General features: G+C 65.8%; 16 protein-coding genes. All 16 read left to right on the top strand.

The features are described from left to right. Nucleotides 1-262 precede the first annotated feature (262 nt). The 16 genes from AC3WN8_RS18330 (at nt 263) to AC3WN8_RS18255 (ending at nt 18,602) form a co-directional block, all read left to right on the top strand. On the top strand, nt 263-1,423 hold the full coding sequence (locus AC3WN8_RS18330) for a diguanylate cyclase domain-containing protein (protein WP_492670908.1): 1,161 nt from the start codon (nt 263-265) through the stop codon (nt 1,421-1,423). Between the two features lie 97 nt (nt 1,424-1,520). Beyond that, nucleotides 1,521-2,105: an RNA polymerase sigma factor gene (locus AC3WN8_RS18325; protein WP_492670907.1), complete on the top strand. Its 585-nt coding sequence runs from the start codon at nt 1,521-1,523 to the stop codon at nt 2,103-2,105. Then, complete coding sequence (locus AC3WN8_RS18320; protein ID WP_492670906.1) at nt 2,098-3,081, top strand: FecR family protein; 984 nt, start codon at nt 2,098-2,100, stop codon at nt 3,079-3,081. The genes AC3WN8_RS18325 and AC3WN8_RS18320 overlap by 8 nt, the downstream gene beginning before the upstream one ends. Nucleotides 3,082-3,182: 101 nt before the next feature. After that, nucleotides 3,183-4,064, top strand: coding sequence for an ABC transporter ATP-binding protein (locus AC3WN8_RS18315; RefSeq protein ID WP_492670905.1), 882 nt, complete (start codon nt 3,183-3,185; stop codon nt 4,062-4,064). Between the two features lie 11 nt (nt 4,065-4,075). Beyond that, nucleotides 4,076-7,645: an ABC transporter permease/M1 family aminopeptidase gene (locus tag AC3WN8_RS18310; protein ID WP_492670904.1), complete on the top strand. Its 3,570-nt coding sequence runs from the start codon at nt 4,076-4,078 to the stop codon at nt 7,643-7,645. Between the two features lie 497 nt (nt 7,646-8,142). Continuing rightward, on the top strand, nt 8,143-10,476 hold the full coding sequence (locus AC3WN8_RS18305) for a TonB-dependent receptor (protein ID WP_492670903.1): 2,334 nt from the start codon (nt 8,143-8,145) through the stop codon (nt 10,474-10,476). A gap of 104 nt (nt 10,477-10,580) precedes the next feature. Further along, nucleotides 10,581-11,258, top strand: coding sequence for a class I SAM-dependent methyltransferase (locus AC3WN8_RS18300; protein WP_492670902.1), 678 nt, complete (start codon nt 10,581-10,583; stop codon nt 11,256-11,258). A gap of 188 nt (nt 11,259-11,446) precedes the next feature. After that, nucleotides 11,447-12,610, top strand: coding sequence for an amidase (locus AC3WN8_RS18295; protein ID WP_492670947.1), 1,164 nt, complete (start codon nt 11,447-11,449; stop codon nt 12,608-12,610). Continuing rightward, nucleotides 12,607-13,725 carry an acyl-CoA dehydrogenase family protein gene (locus AC3WN8_RS18290; protein WP_492670901.1) on the top strand — a complete coding sequence of 373 codons (1,119 nt, stop codon included), beginning with the start codon at nt 12,607-12,609 and terminating at the stop codon, nt 13,723-13,725. Before AC3WN8_RS18295 ends, AC3WN8_RS18290 begins: the two co-directional genes overlap by 4 nt. Nucleotides 13,726-13,744: 19 nt before the next feature. After that, nucleotides 13,745-14,101 (top strand): hypothetical protein, encoded by a 357-nt coding sequence (locus AC3WN8_RS18285; protein ID WP_492670900.1) that lies wholly within the window; start codon nt 13,745-13,747, stop codon nt 14,099-14,101. Beyond that, nucleotides 14,098-14,640, top strand: a complete 543-nt coding sequence (locus AC3WN8_RS18280; protein WP_492670899.1) for a nuclear transport factor 2 family protein — start codon at nt 14,098-14,100, stop codon at nt 14,638-14,640. Before AC3WN8_RS18285 ends, AC3WN8_RS18280 begins: the two co-directional genes overlap by 4 nt. After that, the gene (locus AC3WN8_RS18275; RefSeq protein WP_492670898.1) at nt 14,637-15,890 is read left to right on the top strand and encodes an aromatic ring-hydroxylating oxygenase subunit alpha; all 1,254 of its coding nucleotides are present in this window, start codon (nt 14,637-14,639) and stop codon (nt 15,888-15,890) included. Before AC3WN8_RS18280 ends, AC3WN8_RS18275 begins: the two co-directional genes overlap by 4 nt. Then, nucleotides 15,887-16,381, top strand: coding sequence for an aromatic-ring-hydroxylating dioxygenase subunit beta (locus AC3WN8_RS18270; RefSeq protein WP_492670897.1), 495 nt, complete (start codon nt 15,887-15,889; stop codon nt 16,379-16,381). The genes AC3WN8_RS18275 and AC3WN8_RS18270 overlap by 4 nt, the downstream gene beginning before the upstream one ends. Further along, nucleotides 16,378-17,106, top strand: a complete 729-nt coding sequence (locus AC3WN8_RS18265) for an SDR family NAD(P)-dependent oxidoreductase (RefSeq protein ID WP_492670896.1) — start codon at nt 16,378-16,380, stop codon at nt 17,104-17,106. Before AC3WN8_RS18270 ends, AC3WN8_RS18265 begins: the two co-directional genes overlap by 4 nt. 6 nt (nt 17,107-17,112) lie before the next feature. Continuing rightward, entirely contained in the window at nt 17,113-17,616 is a 504-nt protein-coding gene (locus AC3WN8_RS18260) for a flavin reductase (protein WP_492670895.1), read from the top strand. Continuing rightward, nucleotides 17,613-18,602: a sugar kinase gene (locus tag AC3WN8_RS18255; protein ID WP_492670894.1), complete on the top strand. Its 990-nt coding sequence runs from the start codon at nt 17,613-17,615 to the stop codon at nt 18,600-18,602. The genes AC3WN8_RS18260 and AC3WN8_RS18255 overlap by 4 nt, the downstream gene beginning before the upstream one ends. The last annotated feature ends 96 nt before the right edge of the window (nt 18,603-18,698 follow it).

Genomic DNA, 18,698 nt, shown 5'->3' with positions numbered 1-18,698 from the left:
CGCCCCCCCGCTCCGGCCTATTGTCCTGCCGCGATTTCCGAGTCGTCAGATGGGCTCATCTGACTGGAAATCGCTTCAGCCTATTGTCTTGCCGCGATTTCCGAGTCGTCAGATGGCTCATCTGACTGGAAATCGCTCTGTCGGGCGGGAGAGATAGGGAGAACATGATTAAGGGCGCGTAAAGCATGAGGTGCCGGCGAAAATTTCGAGCAATGGCCTATGCTTAACCACCGGTTTATTTTTTGCTGCTAGCCGCATCACCATGAAGACAATGATCCAATCGCTCCGGATGAAGGCCTTTCCGCCGATTCCGGACGCCATTCTGGACGACTTCAAGCTGCTCAGGGCGGCGCGGCTGCAGAGCCAGATCCCGTTGCTCTATATGACGCTGTTCCTGACGATCCCGACCACCATCTACGGATCGAGCGAAGGCGCGCCCGCGATCGTCCGGCTCGGTATCCCGTTCGTGATGGGTGCGGCCTGTCTGCTGCGCTTCTTTGCCTGGATGAAGAAGCGCAACATGGCGGTCGATGTGGCGACGGCGGGGCGGATGATCTCGGCGGCGACCTGGGTGTCGAGCTCGCTTGCCGTGCTGTGCAGCGCCTGGTGCGTGGTGAGCTGGTGGAGCGCGCCGGCGGAGACGCGGATCTATTATCCGATGATCATGGCGATGGGATCGCTGGCGACGGTCTATTGCCTGTCGACGATCCGCGCGGCGACGATCGTCAATCTGGCGATCGGGCTGCTGCCGATATCGCTGCTGCTGCTCTTTACGGGCAATCGCATGGACCTGGCGGCGGGCACGAGCCTGGTCGTCGCCAGCGCGTTCCTGCTCCGCATGATCTTTCAGCAGCATGGCCAACTGGTCGACCTGCTGCTGCTCCAGCGCCAGATGCGTGAGCTTGCCAATACCGATCCGCTGACCGGTCTCGCCAACCGGCGCGCGCTCGACGAGCGGCTGGCGCGCGAGATCGCCGGCGCCGAACCCGAGACCCGATTCACCGTCGCCTTGCTCGACCTCAACGGTTTCAAGCCGGTCAACGATCGTTATGGCCACGCCGTCGGTGACCGCCTGTTGTGCGAAGTCGGCGCCCGTCTGCAGAAGGCGTGCGGCGAAAACGGCATCGTCGCGCGGCTGGGCGGCGACGAATTCGCGATCTTCCTGCTGCCCGGATCGACGATCGGCGCCCATGTCGTTGCCGATCATATGCTGTCGGTGCTCGTGCCGCCCTATCAGATCGCAACGCACGTCATCCGGGTCGGCGCCAGCATCGGTGTTGCCAGATGGCCTGCCGACGGCGCGACGGCACAGGCCCTGTTTGAAACCGCCGATCACTCGCTTTATGCGGCGAAGGCGGAATTGACGGAGAATGTCTCGAGCATCGAACCGACGAAGCGCGTCGGCCGGGAATGGGTCGCCTGAACCCGTCTATCCGGTAAGATCGCCGGACGATTTCATCGGAAATTCCGTCGCCGTGCATCTCATCCTATAGTGGACAGGATGGGAGGGTCGAGGCGGCTTGACGCAGAGCAGGGCACAGATTGTCGCCTGGGTGGGGAGCAACATCATTCCCCATGAGGCGGACCTGCGCGCCCGACTGCGCCGGATGACCGTTTCCGAAAGCGAAATCGACGATATCGTGCAGGACGCCTATCTGAACATCGCGCGACTCAAGAGCGTGGCGCATATCCGCAGCGGCCGAGCCTATTTCTTCACCACCGCGCGGATGGTGGTGCTCCAGCGCATCCGCCGCGAACGCATCGTCCGCATCGACAGTCTGAGCGAGATGGATGCGCTGCGGCTCGAGGATGACGATCCCGGACCGGAGCGCAGGGTGAGCGCCCGGCGCGAGCTGGAGCGCGTGCGCGGCCTGATCGCGGCACTGCCCGATCGTTGCCGCGAGATCTTCGAATTGCGCCGGGTGCAAGGCGTGCCGCAGCGCGAGATCGCGGCGCGGCTCAACGTGCCGGAGCATATCGTGGAACAACAATCGATGCGGGGGCTGAAGCTGATCCTGAAGGCATTGTCGGACGTGGCGGACGATCCGCGGCCATCGGGCGAAACCGCGGGCGGGCATGCGCAGGAGGATCGCGGCAATGGATGAGGACGGCGCCGTACGCTGGGCGATCCGCCGCGATGGCGGCCCGTTGTCGCCGGCCGAGCAGTCGGAATTCGAGGCCTGGCTGGCCGCGGACGAACGGCGCGAGGGTGCGCTGCTTCGCGCCGAAGCCGCGCTTGCTTATCTCGATCGCGCGCGGGCGCTGGGCGATGGCGGCGAAGGCACCGACGCCCTGGAGCCCGACATTGGCGAGCCCGATAGTGGCGATCAGGACGAAGGTGTACGATTCAGCCGCCGTCTCTTCCTGGGCGGCGGGGTGGTTGCCGGTGCCGCCGCGGCCGGCCTTGGCGCATTGCTGCTGCTGCCGGCCGGTGCGGAAACGGTCGCGACCGGGCTTGGCGAAGTGCGCCGGATGCCGCTCGCCGACGGTTCGGTGGCGACGATCAACACCGCCAGCCGCATCGCCGTGTCGATGGAGGCGGGACAGCGCCTGATCCGTCTCGACGAGGGCGAAGCCTGGTTCCAGGTCGCGCATGACCGGACCCGCCCCTTTCTGGTCGATGCCGGGCGTGCCCGCATCCGGGCCGTCGGGACCGCCTTTTCGGTGCGGCGGCATGCGGCGGGCGTCGATATCCTCGTCACCGAGGGCGTGGTCGAGATCTGGGCGGAGGGCAGGCCCGCGCAGCGGGTTCGCGCCGGCGTCGGCGCCCGGGCCTTCGTGCCCGAAGCGGCCGCGGCGATCGATGTGGCGCAATCGCCCGACGCGGTCGAGCGCGCCCTGGCCTGGCGGAACGGCGAACTGGCGCTGAGCGGCGAGACGCTTGCCTATGCGGTGTCCGAGCTCAATCGCTACAATCAGCGCAAGATCGTCATCGACGATGCCAGGCTCGAGCGCGAGCCGATCGTCGGTTATTTCCGGACCAACCAGCCCGAAAATTTCGCGCGGACGATCGCACCGCTGATCGGTGCCAGGCTCGAAATCGCCGATGGCGCACTGAGGCTGGTGCCCGACCAAAGCTGAATTTCGTCGGGCACCGTCGGAAATCGCCGCCCCGATCATCCTATCCTTCAACGCCGGAGCACAAGCAGGCTCGCGGATGATTTGGGGAGGAATTTCAGTCCATGCTGGTGATCGAGCAGCTTTCGCACGTCTATCCCAACGGAACACGCGCGCTTGACGATGTGAATCTGGAAATCGCGAAGGGGCTGTTCGGGCTGCTCGGGCCCAATGGCGCGGGCAAGTCGACATTGATGCGCACGGTCGCGACATTGCAGGCGCCGAGCACGGGCCGGGTCCGTTTCGGCGATATCGACATACTTGCCGAGCCCGAAAGGCTGCGCGCGACGCTCGGTTTCCTGCCGCAGGATTTTGGCGTCTATCCGCGCGTCTCCGCCTATGAGCTGCTCGACCATATGGCGGTGCTCAAGGGGATCGCCAATGCGGGCGAACGCCGCGACACCGTCGAGACGCTGCTCGACAAGGTCAATCTGTGGAGCGTGCGGCGCAAGGCGGTCGCGGGCTTTTCGGGGGGCATGCGCCAGCGTTTCGGCATCGCCCAGGCGCTGATCGGCGACCCTGGGCTGATCATCGTCGACGAACCGACCGCGGGGCTCGACCCGGAAGAGAGCAACCGTTTCCTCAACCTGCTCGCCGAAGTGGGCGAGAATGTCGTCGTCATCCTGTCGACGCATATCGTCGGCGACGTCGCCGACCTGTGTCCGCGCATGGCGGTGCTGGCGAGCGGGCGCATCCTGCTGGAGGGCGCGCCCGCGGAATTGATGACGGCGATGCGCGGCCGCATCTGGCGCAAGACGATCGATCGCGCCGAGCTCGATGCGCACCGCGCCGCGCACGAGATCATCAGCACGCGCCTCTTCGCCGGACGCACCGTCATCCACGTGCTTGCCGACGACAGGCCCAATCTCGGCTTCGAAGTCGCCGATGGCGGGCTTGAAGATGTCTATTTCTCGACGCTGTCGGCCATGCGCCGCGACGCCGCCTGAGGACGCCGCCCATGTTCGCCGACATCGCCCGTTTCGAGCTTCGCTACCAGATGCGCCAACCCGTCTTCTGGGTGGCGACCCTGGCCTTTTTCCTTTTCGCATTCGCGACCGTCACGGTCGATCAGTTCAACATCGGCGCGGGCGGCAATGTCCACAAGAATGCGCCCTATGCGATCGCGCAGACGCAGCTGATCATGAGCCTGTTCTTCATGTTCGTGACCACCGCTTTCGTCGCCAACGCGATCGTGCGCGACGACGATAGCGGCTTCGCGCCGATCATCCGGGCGACGCGGATCCGCAAGCGCGACTATGTGTTCGGACGCTTCACGGGCGCCTTCGCCGCGGCCGCGCTGGCCTTTCTCGCGGTGCCGCTGGGCGAGCTCATCGGATCGGCCATGCCGTGGATCGATCCCGAGACATTGGGCGCCACGCGCCCCGGCGCCTATCTTTTCGCCTATTTCGCGCTCGCGCTGCCCGGCCTGTGGCTGAGCGCGACATTGTTCTTCGCGGTGGCGACGATCACGCGTTCAATGATGTGGACCTATATGTGCGTCGTCGGGCTGCTCATCGCCTATGTCGTCACCGAAGCATTGCTCAAACGGCCCGGGCTCGAAACCGTCGCCGCGATCGTCGAACCCTTCGGCGTTTCGGCCTATGCGCTGGTCACCAAATATTGGACCGGCGCCGAGCGCAACAGCCTGACCCCTGCGTTCGAGGGTGTTCTGCTGTGGAACCGGCTGCTGTGGGGCGGGGTCGGCGTCGCGATGCTCGGTCTCGCCTTCGCGCTGTTCCGCCCCGAGGGCAAGGGCAAGGCGCCGGGCAAGCGCGAAGGCGCCGCGGCGCGGGACACCGCGCCGCGCGTGATCCGCACGCCGCTGCCGAAACCCGCACTGAATGCGGCCACGGCGCGCGCGCAATTGCTGGCGCGGACGCGCTTCGATCTTGCCCAAGTGTTTCGCGGCCCGGCCTTTGCCGTGCTGCTGGCGCTCGGGCTGTTCAACGCGCTGGCGGTGCTCTGGCTCACGGCGGACCTGTACGGTGCGACGATCTATCCGGTGACGCGCCATATCATCGAAACGCTCCGCCAATCCTTCAGCATCGTCCCCGTGATCGTCGCCATCTATTATGCGGGCGAACTTGTCTGGCGCGAGCGTGAGCGGCGGATGCACGAGATCGTCGATGCAACGCCCGCACCCGATTGGGTGTTGTTGCTTCCCAAGGCGTTCGCGCTTTCGCTCGCGATGATCGCGATGCTGCTGATCAGCGCGCTCGCCGGCATGGCGTTTCAGACCGCAAGCGGCTTTCCCGAATATGAGATCGGCAAATATCTCGGCTGGTACGTGCTGCCCGAAGCGATCGACTGGACGCTGCTCGCGATCCTCGCGGTCGCGTTCCAGATCGTCGCGCCCAACAAATATGCGGGCTGGGGGCTCATGGTCCTCTACATGGCGCTGACGATGATTTCCGGTCAGCTCGGCTTCGATCACAATCTCTATCTCTTCGGCAAATCGCCCGATGTGCCGTTGTCCGACATGAACGGGGTCGGGATCGCCGGCACCGCCGCCTGGTGGTTCCGCGCCTATTGGGTCGCCTTTTCGGTGCTGTTGCTGCTGCTGGCGCACGCCTTGTGGCGCCGTGGCAGCGAGACCCGATTGAAGCCCAGGCTGACGGGCCTGTGGCAAAGGCTGTCGCGCGGTCCCGCGGGCGGCATCGGCCTTGTCGCGGCGCTCTCCTTCGCGGGGCTCGGCGGCGTCATCTTCCTCAACACCAATATCCGCAACGATTATCGCAACAGCCTCGAGGGCGATCGCTTCGCCGCCGAACGGGAAAAGATGCTGCTTCGCTACGAGCGTTTGCCGCAGCCGACGCTGACCGACGTGAAGCTCGACGTGGTGATCGATCCCGCAAGAACCCGGATCGAGACGCGCGGTCGCTATGTCTTCGAAAACAGGACGCAGGCACCGCTGTCGCACATCCATCTCAATTGGAATCGCGAGGCCCGGATCGCGGCGTTGAAAATCGAAGGCGCGCGGCTCGAGACCGCCTATGCGCATCTGAACTATCAGATCTTTCGTTTCGATCGTCCGCTTGCACCGGGCGAGCGTCGTTCCCTGTCCTTCCACGCGACGCTCGGGCAGGACGGATTCAGGAACAGCGACAATATCACGCGGATCGCGGCCAATGGCACGTTCGTCGACAATATGATGTTCGCGCCGATGATCGGCATGTCGCGCTTCGGGCTGCTTGCCGATCGCGCCAAACGCCGCAAATACGACCTGCCGTCCGAACTGCGCCCCAATGCGCTCGACGACGTCGATGGCCGTCGCTGGAACTATGTCGGCGTCGACCGCGTCAATTCGGACATTACCGTGACCACCGCCGCGGACCAGACCCCGATCGCGCCGGGGTCCCGCGTCTCGGACACCATCCATGACGGTCGCCGCACCGCGCGGTTCGTGTCCGACGCACCCATCCATTATTTCTTCTCGATCCAGTCGGCGCGCTATGTGCTGCACAAGCAAGATCACAAGGGAGTCGCGCTCGAAATCTATCACCACCCCGCGCACGCATGGAATGTCGGCAGGATGACCCAGGCGCTGGGGGTGGGGCTCGATTATTTCCAGGCGAATTTCAGCCCGTATCAGTATCGCCAGGCGCGGATCATCGAATTCCCCGCCTATGAGCAGTTCGCACAGGCCTTTGCCGGGACGATGCCCTATTCCGAAAGCATCGGCTTCATCACCGATCTGCGCGATACCTCCAAAATCGATTACATCACCTTCGTCACCGCGCATGAGCTCGGGCATCAATGGTGGGCGCACCAGGTGATCGGCGCCAATGTCCAGGGCGCGACGAGCCTATCGGAAACGCTCGCCCAATATTCGGCGATGATGGTGATGGAGAAACTCCATGGACCGGATCAGATCCGCAAGTTCCTGAAATACGAGCTCGACCAATATCTGGGGAAGCGCGGCAAGGACGTATCCGACGAGCTGCCGCTGATGCGCACCGAGAATCAGGGCTATGTCCATTACAACAAGGGTGCGCTCGTCATGTATCTGCTGCGCGACCAGATGGGCGAGGCTGCGGTCAACCGTGCGCTGCGCCGAGTGATCGCGCGCTATGCCTTCAAGGCCGCACCCTATCCGATCTCGCGCGATCTGATCGCGGCGCTGCGCGCGGAGGCCGCGCCCGAGCAGCAGGCGCTGATCACCGATCTGTTCGAGAGGATCACGTTGTATGACGTGCAGACACTGGGCGCGGTGGCAAAGCGCCGGCGCGATGGCCGCTACGATGTGGCGGTCACGATCGAGGCGCGAAAGCTCTACGCCAACGGGCAGGGTGTGGAACGGGAGGCGCCGCTCGCCGAGCCATTCGACATCGGCCTGTTCAGCGCGGCGCCGGACAGTCTCGGCTTCGGACGCGACAAGCTTGTCCACTTCGAGCGGCGCATCTTGCGTTCGGGGCGGCAGATATTGCGCTTCGTGACCGATCGGCGACCGGGTTTCGCGGGCGCGGATCCGTACAACAAACGGATCGATCGCAATTCCAACGACAATGTCGTCGAGGTGGTTGGCTAGGGATCGGGCCATCCGGATCGGAACATCTTCGCACCTCCGCGTCTTCGCGTGAGTCCTTCGGTTTCGGCGATCACGTCAGGCTGACTGGTTTCACGCGAAGGCGCGAAGATGCGAAAGGAACGGAGCTGAAGAGGCCGATTGCCTGAAAGTTAGCGATCCTCCGCGTCTCTGCGCCTCCGCGTGAGCCTGTTGGCTCAAGCCGTCTGCCGAACTGGAATGGTTCACGCGGAGGCGCGGAGATGTTGCGTCGTGCTCGGATCCTGTCTCGGTAATGGGATTGCAGGCTGGTCTTCCTGGATGATCCCCGCTTTCGCGGGGATGACACCAGGTGGGTCAATCGAGCTCGACCGCGGTCTGCCGGTTCATCGCGGACCAATGTGATTTTTACGTCGGCGCCGCCCGCTTTTTTGCGGGGCGTCATCGGAAATCGTCCGCCCGGCCATCTATCCATCAACGGGAGCGCAAAGCATGCTCCCGACCAAGGGGAGGGGAAAGCAATGCGGGGCAGTTCGGGATTCCATGCACGGATGATGATGGGCACGATCGGGGTCGCCGCGGCGGTCGTGGCGATGCCGGCCCATGGCCAGGTCAGGAGCTTCGACGTTCAGGCGCAACCCGCGGCACGCGGCATCCCGATCTTCGCCAAACAGGCGGGGGTTCAGATCGTCGCCGGCGGAAAGGCCGTCCAATCCAAGAGGACCAACGCGGTTCGCGGGCGCTATACGGTCGATGAAGCGCTGCGTCGCCTGCTCGCCGGGACGGGGCTCATGGCCGGGGCCAATGCCGCCACCGGCATCATCACCATTCGCGAGGCGCCTCGTGGCGGGCCACTGCATGCGGAGGTCGCCGAGCCTGAGGGTGAGGATATCGTGGTTACCGCGCGCAAGCGTGAGGAGCGCCTGATCGAGGTGCCGATCGCATTGACGGCGGTCCGCGGTTCCAAGCTCGAGAAACGCGGCGTGCGCAATCTCGCCGACATATTGCAGGAGGCACCCGGCGTCGCGATCGTCGATGGCGGGAACGGCAATGCGCAGATCGCGGTGCGCGGCATCTCGACCACGCTCGGGTCCAACGAGAATGGCTATTATCTCGACGAACTTCCCTTCACCGGGGTCAATGTCCCGCTCGCGCCCGACGTCCGGGCCTGGGATCTCGACCGGATCGAAGTGCTGCGCGGCCCGCAGGGAACGCTGTTCGGCGAAGGATCAATGGGCGGGACGATCCGTATCCTGACGCACAATCCGGCGTTGAACGGATGGGAAGCGAAAGGGATGGTCACCGGCTCTGGCACGCGCGGGGGCAAGGGCGACTATGGCGCCAAGGGCGCGGTGAACGTCCCAATCCTGGCGGACCGGATCGCGCTGAGGCTGGCCGGCACGCATGAGAAGATCGGCGGCTGGACCGACGATCCCTTCACCGATCGCCGCAACGTCAACGACCAGCGGATCGACACGTTTCGCGCCAAGCTGCGTATCGATCCCGTCGACCGGCTTTCGCTCAATGTCAGCTATTGGCTGTATGACGGCACTTTCGACAGTGGCAACCTCGCCATGGACGACGGCACGCTGCCGCTCTCGGTCCGCCCCGACAACGGCATGCGCTACGAACTTGTCGGTGCGACGGCGCGCTATGCTTTCGACGGGGTCGAGCTTTTCTATTCCTTTTCGCGCAACAGGCTCGATATCGATTTGTCGAGCGCCTTTCTCGGCGGCGAGATCGAGACCAGCTCGGCCATCGCGGTGAACGCGCACGAATTGCGGATGGCATCGACGGGCGCGGGGCCGTTCAAATGGACCGGCGGCTATTATCATCGCGACGCAAGCCGGGCGGACACCATCCTCTATCCGCCGCTGGCGATCGATTCGAAGGACAAGGCGACGTCGAAGACCAATGCGGTGTTCGGAGAGGGGACGTTGACGCTTGCCGGAAGGTTCGATCTCACCGCCGGCCTGCGCTATTTCCATGATCGGCTGGACGGTCGCGAGGAGAATAACGGCCTGGTGTCGCCGGCCGGCGGCAAGAGCTATGAAAGCTTCAATCCGCGTTTCGGCCTTGCCTGGCGGCCCGATCGCAACATGACGGTCTATGCCACGGTCGCCAAGGGCTTCCGTTCGGGCATGAAGCAGTCGCTGACGGCGCGCATGATCGGCGATGCGCTCGGCATCGCCCTGCCCGACAATCTGAGCCAGGATTCATTGTGGAGCTACGAGCTTGGCGCCAAGGCCGATCTTCTCGACGGGCTGATGATGGTCGAAGGTGCGATCTATCGGTCGCGCTGGAAGAATGTCACGGTGCGTCGGCTGCTCGGCGATACCGGCCTGAACGGGCTCATAAATTCCAAAGGCACGCGGACCACCGGCGTCGAGTTCAGTGCATCGCTGCGCCCGGCGGCGGGGCTGACTTTGGCCGCGAGCGGATCCTGGAACAATGCGGCCCATGTCGCGGAGATACCGGGCACCGACATCGTCCGGGGCACGCGGGTCGACGAGGTTCCGCGACTGACGCTCAACGGTTCGGTCGATTATCAACGTCCGATCTCGGCGGCGCTGACGGCGACGGGGCGGATCGGCGTCCAGCATAGTTCGCGACGGTTCAGTCCGTCGCAGACCGGATCGCGCCCCGGCGATCCGATCACGCGCCTCGACGCACGCCTGGCGATCGAGGCGACGACATGGAGCGTCGCGCTGTTCGGCGAGAATCTGACGAACGAGAAGGGGGCGACGAGCGCGCGCAGCGTCACGATGCTCGCGCCGGGACTCGAGGAAGCCTTTGCCTCGCGTCTTCGGCCGCTGACGATCGGCGTTGCGTTCAGCTTCAATTTCGAGGGCTGACGCACCCAATGGCGGCGGCCGGTGCCACATGCTTTGACATTCGCGATTTCATGTAACATAGAAAATTACATGATTTCCGATGGCCAGAAAATGTGAGCGAGCCGATGGATGCATTTTCCGATCCCCAGGCGGTGGCCCATTATGTCGAAGGGCCGCCGCGGCTCGTGCCCGGCTATGACAGCATGCAGCGCATGACGACGCTGTTGCTGGCCGAGCGTGCGCCCGGCGATGGCCGGATTCTGGTCCTCGGGGCAGGCGGCGGACTGGAGCTGAAGGCGTTCGCGTCGGCGCAGCCCGGCTGGCGGTTCGACGGCGTCGATCCGTCGGCCGAGATGCTGTCGCTGGCCGAACGGATGCTGGGGCCGCTCGCATCGCGCGCATGTCTGCATCGCGGCTATATCGATGCCGCGCCGGACGGGCCGTTCGATGCGGCGACCTGTCTGTTGACCATGCATTTCATGCCGATCGAGGAGCGGCGGCGCGTCGCGATCGAGGTCCGCCGCCGGCTGAAGCCCGGCGCGCCGTTCGTCATCGCCCATCTCAGCTTTCCGCAGGGGGATGGCGAGCGTGCGCTCTGGCTGTCGCGATATGCCGCCTTTGCCGTCGCCTCCGGCCTCGACCCCGACAAGGCGGCGGGCGGCCGCGCGGCGATCGATGCGCGGACGCATATCCTGACCCCCGAGCAGGACGAAGCGGTGCTGCGTGACGCCGGTTTCTCGAACATCGGCTTGTTCTATGCCGGCTTTTCGTTTCGCGGCTGGGTGGCTTATACCAAGTCTTGATGAGCTTGCCTCATCGAGCCTTGGTATCAGCCCGCGCGGCGCTTGAGCGAACCGATCGAGGATGCGTCAGCATCTTCGAGATCGCGTATTACGCCTGACCCTCGCCGGCGCTCTCCCGCAATGAAGCTAATGGCCACCATGAATTGAATGATCAGGTCATCCGCCCTGCCGCCGGATAAAAGGTGGCCATGGGAAAAGATGGCGCCCCGACCGATGCGATCCTGGTCCAGCCCCTCATGCTGGATGGGGCGCCCGTGCCCGGCGCGGATGCGCTGCGCGTCGTCGTAAAGGACTCGATCGATATTGCCGGCGTCGCGACGCGGAGCGGCAGCCGGCTGTTCGCCGACGCGCCGCCGGCGCGCGACCATGCCGATGTCGTCCGCGCGCTGCTCGATGCCGGATGCCGGATCACCGGCAAGGCGAACATGCATGAGCTTGCTTATGGCGTGACCGGCATCAATGGCTGGACGGGCACGCCGCTCAATCCGCGCTGGCCCGACCGCATCCCCGGCGGCTCCTCCAGCGGCTCGGCGGCGGCGGTCGCGGCGGGGCTGTGCGACGTCTCGCTCGGCACCGATACCGGCGGTTCGATCCGCGTGCCGGCCGCCTGTTGCGGGGTCTATGGTTTCAAGCCGAGCTTCGGACGGATCAGCCGGCGCGGCGTGGCGCCCGCCAAGAGCTCGCTCGACTGTGTCGGTCCGTTCGCGCGCGATCTGGCGACGATCGAGCGGGCGATGGCGATGCTCGATCCCGATTTCCATGTGGACGCGCTGGATGCGCCGCCCCGGCTGGGCTGGGTGACTGTCGACGCGGATACGGCGATCAAGCGCGCCGTCGATGGCCGATTGGCGATGTCCGGGTGCACGATGGTGCCGATGGCGCTGCCGGGCATGGCGGCGGCGTTCGATGCCGGGCTCACCATCATCGCGGCGGAGACCTTCGCCGCATTCGGTTCCTATGCCGGATCGGACAGGCTGGGCCCGGACATTCGCGACCGATTGCAGGCGGCGGGCCGGATCACGGCGGACCAGCTTGCGGAGGCCGAAGCGGTGCGCCGCGCCTTCACCATCGAGGTCGATGCGGCGCTCGATCATGTCGATGCGCTGATACTGCCGACAATGCCGGTTTTCCCGCCGACGCTTGTCGAGGCGGCCGATGCGCGCGCGGCGATCGGCGGGCTGACGCGTTTCGTCCGGCCCTTCAATCTTTCGGGCCATCCCGCGCTCAGCGTGCCAGTCATCGCCGCGAACGGTTTGCCCGCGGGCATCCAGATCGTCGGCCGGCGCGGCAGCGACGCGGCACTGTGCGCGGTGGCGCGCTGGCTCGAAATCCCAGGAGGAGAGGAAGAATGAGCGACGCGCTCAACGGCCTGCTCGACGAACTGATCGCGCGTCGCGCGCAGTTCGGCGCGGCGCGGCAGATGCCGTCCGATATCGTCGAGAAATTCAAGGCGGCGGGCGTCTATCGCGCGCTGGTCGCGAAGGAGTTCGGGGGCGATGAGAAGTCGCCCGCGGAGTTCCTGAAGCTGATCGAGACGATATCGACTGCCGACGGATCGGCGGGCTGGGTCGCCAGCTTCGGCGTGTCGGCGCTCTATCTGGCGGCGCTGCCGTGCGAGACGATCGCCGAAATCTATGCCGACGGCCCCGATGTGGTGTTCGCGGGCGGGCTGTTCCCGCCACAGGCCGCGACTCCGGTCGATGGTGGGCTGAAGGTTTCAGGCAAGTGGAAGTTCGGCAGCGGATCGACGGGCGCGGACCTGATCGGTGTCGGCATCAAGGTGGAGGGCGGGGCGGCGTCCGGCCTGCCGCGCATGGCGGTGATGCCCGCGAAGAGCGTGACGATCGCGCCCAATTGGGACGTGATCGGGCTGGCGGGCACCGGCAGCCACGATCTGGTCGTCGAAAATGTCGTGGTGCCGGAGTGCTGGACCTTCGTGCGCGGCAGCGCGGCGACGCTCACCAGTCCGCTCTATCGTTATCCCTCGATGGCGTTCGCGGCGCAGGTGCTGGCAGTGGTCGGGCTGGGCGTGGCGCGCACCGCGCTGGATGAGATCACGCGGATGGCGGGCGGGCGCGGCTCGATCACCGGCGCACCGGTGCTGGCCGATCGCGCCTATGTCCAGATCGAGATCGCCAAGGCGGAGGCGGCGCTGCGATCCGCGCGCGCATTCTTCTACGACGCGACCGGGAGCGCCTGGACGAAGCTCGTCGCCGGTGAGGTGCTGGCGATCGAGGACATCAACCTGATCCGCCTGGCCGCCAGCCACGCCGCGCGGGTGGGTTCGGACGTGGCGCATACCGCCTTCACCCTGTCGGGCACGACCGGCATCTATGCCGACCATCCGATCGCGCGCCATGTGCAGGATGCGATGGTGGTCGTGCAGCATGCCTTCCTGTCCGAAGGCACCTGGCAGAGCGCCGGCCGCGTGCTGCTGGGTCTCGATTCACCGCCGGGTTTTCCCTGATCGCCGAAAGGATCTTCGCATGACCAAGCCCATTCGCACCCTGTTCTGCGGCGCCGTGCTCCAGCCCTTTTTCGACCTGCCGAGCGTGCAGATCCCGATGGTGCTGCAGGCCGCGGGCCTGCTGACCAAGACGATCCGCGAGATGCCCGGCGTCACCGTGATCGGCACGATGGACGATGACGAGACGATGGTCGGCACGTCGCCGACCGGCTGGCCCTGGACCTTCTACATCCTGGCCGATGTCGTCGATCGCGAGACCGTGGTCGCGGCGTGCAACCTGTTCCGCACCATCGAGGTGGGCGAGCACCGGCTGTGGAAATATATCCGCGTCGAGGCCCGGATGGGACGCGAACTGGCGATGCCCGAACCGGCATGAGCCAGACCGACGACCTTGCCCGCCTGTCCGCCCGTCTCGACACGCTCGAGGCGGAAAGCGTGGTGCGCCGGGTGATGGCGCAGTATTTCCGGATCTGCGACCGGCTGGGCCCCGAGACCGACCTGGCGGCACTGGGCGAACTCTTCACGCGTGATGCGGTGTGGCAGGGCAAGGGGCGCTATCAGGCGGCGTTCGGCGGCTATCGCGGGCGTGCCGCGATCGTGGAGATGATCGCGGGCTATTGCGCGCCGATGCCGCACTTCCGGATGACCGGCCATTTCTTCTCGGCCGAGGCGATCGAGGTCGGGGGCGAGGGAAACAGCGCGACCGGCCGCTGGATGATGCTGCAATGCTCGACCTATCATGACGACAGCGCCGATCTGCGCAGCGCCGCGCTGACCGTGGGGTTCGCGCGCGAGGACGGGTGCTGGCGCATCGCCGATTTCCGGACCGAGAACATCTTTTCCCGCCGCGTCGATCACTGGAGCGACGCCGAGACCATTCCCGTTCCCGCTGCGCAACATGGAGGCCAGCAATGATCGAAGACTATGCCGCGCTGGTGCGCGACGATCGCGTCCACACCATGCTCTATCGCGATCCCGCGATCTTCGACGAGGAGATGGAGCGGATCTTCAAACAGGCCTGGATCTGGGTGGGGCATGACAGCGAACTGCCCGGCCCCAATACATTCAAGACCGCCCATGTCGGCCGCCAGCCCGTGATCGTGACGCGCGACAAGGCGGGCGCGGTCCATGTCCTGCTCAACCGCTGCCGCCACCGCGCCGCGAGCGTCTGCGAAAAGAAGAAGGGCAAGGCCAGCGTCTTCGTCTGCCCCTATCATGGCTGGAGCTATGATGTGGATGGCGGCTTACGCAAGGTGCCGTTCCTCGATGGCTATCGCGAGCCCATCGACAAGAGCGAGTATTCGCTGATCGCGCTGCGCACCGAACGCTATAACGGCATGATCTTCGCGACGTTCGACGACGCGATCATGCCGCTTGCCGAATGGCTCGGCCCCGCGCGCAAATGGATCGACCTGTTCATGAAGCAGGGCGCGGGCTTCGGCGTGAAGACGCTGGGCGAACATCGCTTCCGCTTTCCCGGCAACTGGAAGATCCAGCTCGAGAACACCACCGACGCCTATCATTTCCCGATCGTCCACAAGACCTTCCTGTCCTCGCTCGACGAGGACACCGAGAATCTGATGGACGTGCTCGGCCAGGGCGGCTGGGTGGAGGATCTGGGCAATGGCCATAGCGTGATGGTGATGATCCCCGATCTGATCGATCTGGAGGAGAATCTCGACGCGCCGATCCCCGATCGCTTCGCGGCGCTGGCGGCGGAGCTGGTGGCCGAAGGGCATGACGGTGATCAGGTGCGCCGCATCGTCCGCGCTGTCGGCGGCAGCGGTTTCAACCTGAACCTGTTCCCCAATGTCGCCTGTTCGATGGCGTTCTTCCGCGTGCTGCGCCCGGTGGCGGTGAACGAGACCGAGATCCAGCATATCGCGATCGGCATGGATGGTGGCCCGGAAGCGGGCAACCGGGCGCGGTTGCGGCTGCACGAGCATTTCCAGGGGCCGATGGGCTTCGGCACGCCCGACGACGCCGAGGGCTGGGAGCGTGTCCAGCGTGGCGCCGCCGCCGGGGACGCGCTTTGGGTGATGCTCAACCGTGGCGTCGATGCGCCGGAGGGGCGGCCCGAACCCGGCCATGAAGCCGGCGACGTCAGCGCCGAAACCGGCATGCGTGCCGCCTATCAGATGTGGAAAAGGATGATGACGGCATGAGCGTCGACATGGCGATAGCCGGCATTTCGATGGCGGAGGCGCAGGAGTTCATCTGGCGCGAAGCCGATATGCTCGACCGGCTCGATTATCGCGAATGGCTGAAGCTATGGACGGCCGAGGGCGAGTATATCGTGCCGATCGAGCGCGACGCGGAGGATTATGCGGCGGCGCTCAACATCGTCCATGACAATGCCGAAATGCGCGAGGCCCGTGCGAAACGCCTGCTGTCGGGTTTCTCGATGTCGTCGGCACCGCCTGCGCGGACGGTGCGCACCGTCTCCCGCTTCGTCATGCTCAAGACCGCGCCCGAACGGGTGAAGCTGCGCTGCGCGATGCATATCGTCGAGTATAAATATGATCGCACGCGCCTGCTCGCGGCGGACGTCACTTATCGGCTCAACGTGACGCCGCAGGGCATCGCGCTCGATCGCAAGATCGTCCAGCTCGTCAATTCGGACGATGCCCAGTTCGGCATCGGTTATCTGCTGTGAGCGCGGCGCTCGTCACCGGCGGGGCGCAGGGGCTGGGCGCCGCGATCGTCCGCGCGCTGCACGCCGCCGGCCACAAGGTCGCGATCGGCGACATCGACATGGACGCCGCCTCGGCGCTGGCCGGCGAACTCGGCGACGGCGCGATGGCGCTGCGGCTCGACGTGCGCGAGCAGGCGAGCTTCGAAGCTGCGCTGGCGGCGATGGTCGCCGCATGGGGATCGGCGGAGATCCTGGTCAACAATGCGGTGATGACGGTCGCGCGGCCGGTGCTGGAGATCAGCCCGGAGGAATTCGATGCGGTGATCGCGGTCAATCTGCGCGGCACCTTTATCGGCAGCCAGGTCTTCGGCCGGTATTTCCGCGACCGCAACCATGGCCGGATCGTCAATATCGCCTCACTGGCCGGGCAGAATGGCGGCACCGCCACCGGCGCGCATTATGCCGCGTCGAAGGGCGGGATCATCACGCTGACCAAAGTGTTCGCGCGCGATCTCGCGCCCTTCGGGATCACGGTCAACGCGATCGCGCCGGGGCCGCTCGACCTGCCCTCGGTCCGCGCCCTGGTGCCGGCGGACGGGCTCGACGCGCTGGTCGCGGGCATTCCGGCGGGCAGCCTGGGCGATCCGGCCTTTGTCGCGGCGATGGCCGTGCAGCTTGCCTCTCCCGCCGCGGGATTCACGACCGGTGCCACCTGGGACGTGAATGGCGGCCTGTTCATGCGCTGAGGATCCATGGTCGAACCCCAGATCTTCCGCGCGGCGATGGCGCGGCTCGGCGCGCCGGTGACGATCATCACCTCCGATGGCGCGGGCGGGCGTTACGGCATGACCGCATCGGCGGTGTGCAGCGTCACCGACGACCCGCCGACCCTGCTCATCTGCGTCAACCGGTCCTCGAACGCCAATATCGTACTCAAGGCCAATGGCGCGCTGTGCGTCAACATTTTGGCCGGGCGGCATCAGCCCGTATCCGAACGCTTCGCGCGATCGGGGCTGACGATGGCGGAGCGTTTCGGCGAGGAGGCGTGGGGCACATTGGCCACCGGCGCGCCGGTGCTCGCCGATGCATCGGTCGCGCTCGATTGCCGGCTGGTCGAGGTGAGCGAGGTCGGCACGCATAGCGTCTTCTTCTGCCGGGTGGAGGATGCGCGTTTCCATGACGATGTCGAAGGGCTGATCTATTTCGACCGCGCCTATCATCGCGTCGGTCCGGCGCGGGATGGGATGCGCGCATGACGCGGATCCTGGGCTTTGGCGAGGTGCTGTTGCGGCTGGCGTCGCCGGCGGGCGTTCCGATGGCGCACGGCGCTACGCTCGATATCCATGTCGGCGGGGCGGAGGCGAACGTGCTCGGCGCGCTCGCGCAGCTCGGCCACGACGCCGCGATGCTTTCGGTGCTGCCCGATACGATGCTTGGCGACAGGGCGGCGAACGGCCTGCGCCTGATGGGCATCGATACCGCGCCGATCCGGCGCGGGCCGGGGCGGATGGGGCTTTACTGGCTGGAGCCGGGCGCGGGGCCACGACCCGGCCGGATCGTCTATGATCGCGCGGGATCGGCCTTTGCCGAAACGGCGGGCGATATCGACTGGGCCGATGCGCTCACGGGCGCGGACTGGCTGCATCTCTCCGGCATCACCCCGGCGCTGACCGGCGCGTGCGCCCGGGCGACGCTGGCGGTCGCGCGTGCGGCGCGGGCGGCGGGCGTGCGCGTCTCGCTCGACTGCAATTACCGGCCGAGCCTGTGGGCCGCCTCGGGCGGCGACGCGCCGGGCCTGCTCGCGGCACTTGCCGGAGAGGCGGAACTGCTGTTCGGCAATCATCGTGACATCGCGCTGATGACGGGTGAGGGGTTTGCCGAAGAGGATCGCGATCGGCAGGCCACGCTGGCGGCGTTCCGCCGTTTTCCGTCGTTGCGCCTGATCGCCTCAACCCGGCGCGAGGTCGAAAGCGCGGCGCAGCAGAGCCTGTCGGCGCGGCTCGACATGCGCGACGGCGCCTTCGTGTCGGATGCGGTGGCCATGACCGGTATCATCGACCGGATCGGCGCAGGCGATGCCTTTGCGGCAGGCGTGCTGCATGGTGTGTTGTCGGGGGAAAAGCCCGCTCGCATGGTGGAGCTCGGCCTTGCCGCAGCGGTGCAGAAGCATTTCATCGCCGGCGATATGTGGATCGGCGGTATCGGTGATCTGAATGCCGAGGCGGGGGATATCAGCCGGTAACACGAGATCGGGGTGTGACTTCTCCTCCCTGCGCTTCAGCGCGGGGAGGGGGACCGCGCGACGCAGTCGCGTGGTGGAGGGGAAGTGCGGTGCATC

Source organism: Sphingobium sp. FW305-3-2-15-F-TSA7 (assembly GCF_058787155.1).
Note: the sequence above shows the minus strand (reverse complement) of the source record. Positions and strands in the feature narration are given on the sequence as shown.

Excerpts from the sequence above, each read along its gene's own strand:
- AC3WN8_RS18330 (WP_492670908.1), top strand. The coding sequence starts at position 263 with ATGAAGACAATGATCCAATCGCTCCGGATGAAGGCCTTTCCGCCGATT.
- AC3WN8_RS18320 (WP_492670906.1), top strand. The coding sequence starts at position 2,098 with ATGGATGAGGACGGCGCCGTACGCTGGGCGATCCGCCGCGATGGCGGC.
- AC3WN8_RS18315 (WP_492670905.1), top strand. The coding sequence starts at position 3,183 with ATGCTGGTGATCGAGCAGCTTTCGCACGTCTATCCCAACGGAACACGC.
- AC3WN8_RS18310 (WP_492670904.1), top strand. The coding sequence starts at position 4,076 with ATGTTCGCCGACATCGCCCGTTTCGAGCTTCGCTACCAGATGCGCCAA.
- AC3WN8_RS18305 (WP_492670903.1), top strand. The coding sequence starts at position 8,143 with ATGCGGGGCAGTTCGGGATTCCATGCACGGATGATGATGGGCACGATC.
- AC3WN8_RS18300 (WP_492670902.1), top strand. The coding sequence starts at position 10,581 with ATGGATGCATTTTCCGATCCCCAGGCGGTGGCCCATTATGTCGAAGGG.
- AC3WN8_RS18295 (WP_492670947.1), top strand. The coding sequence starts at position 11,447 with ATGGGAAAAGATGGCGCCCCGACCGATGCGATCCTGGTCCAGCCCCTC.
- AC3WN8_RS18290 (WP_492670901.1), top strand. The coding sequence starts at position 12,607 with ATGAGCGACGCGCTCAACGGCCTGCTCGACGAACTGATCGCGCGTCGC.
- AC3WN8_RS18285 (WP_492670900.1), top strand. The coding sequence starts at position 13,745 with ATGACCAAGCCCATTCGCACCCTGTTCTGCGGCGCCGTGCTCCAGCCC.
- AC3WN8_RS18280 (WP_492670899.1), top strand. The coding sequence starts at position 14,098 with ATGAGCCAGACCGACGACCTTGCCCGCCTGTCCGCCCGTCTCGACACG.
- AC3WN8_RS18275 (WP_492670898.1), top strand. The coding sequence starts at position 14,637 with ATGATCGAAGACTATGCCGCGCTGGTGCGCGACGATCGCGTCCACACC.
- AC3WN8_RS18270 (WP_492670897.1), top strand. The coding sequence starts at position 15,887 with ATGAGCGTCGACATGGCGATAGCCGGCATTTCGATGGCGGAGGCGCAG.
- AC3WN8_RS18260 (WP_492670895.1), top strand. The coding sequence starts at position 17,113 with ATGGTCGAACCCCAGATCTTCCGCGCGGCGATGGCGCGGCTCGGCGCG.
- AC3WN8_RS18255 (WP_492670894.1), top strand. The coding sequence starts at position 17,613 with ATGACGCGGATCCTGGGCTTTGGCGAGGTGCTGTTGCGGCTGGCGTCG.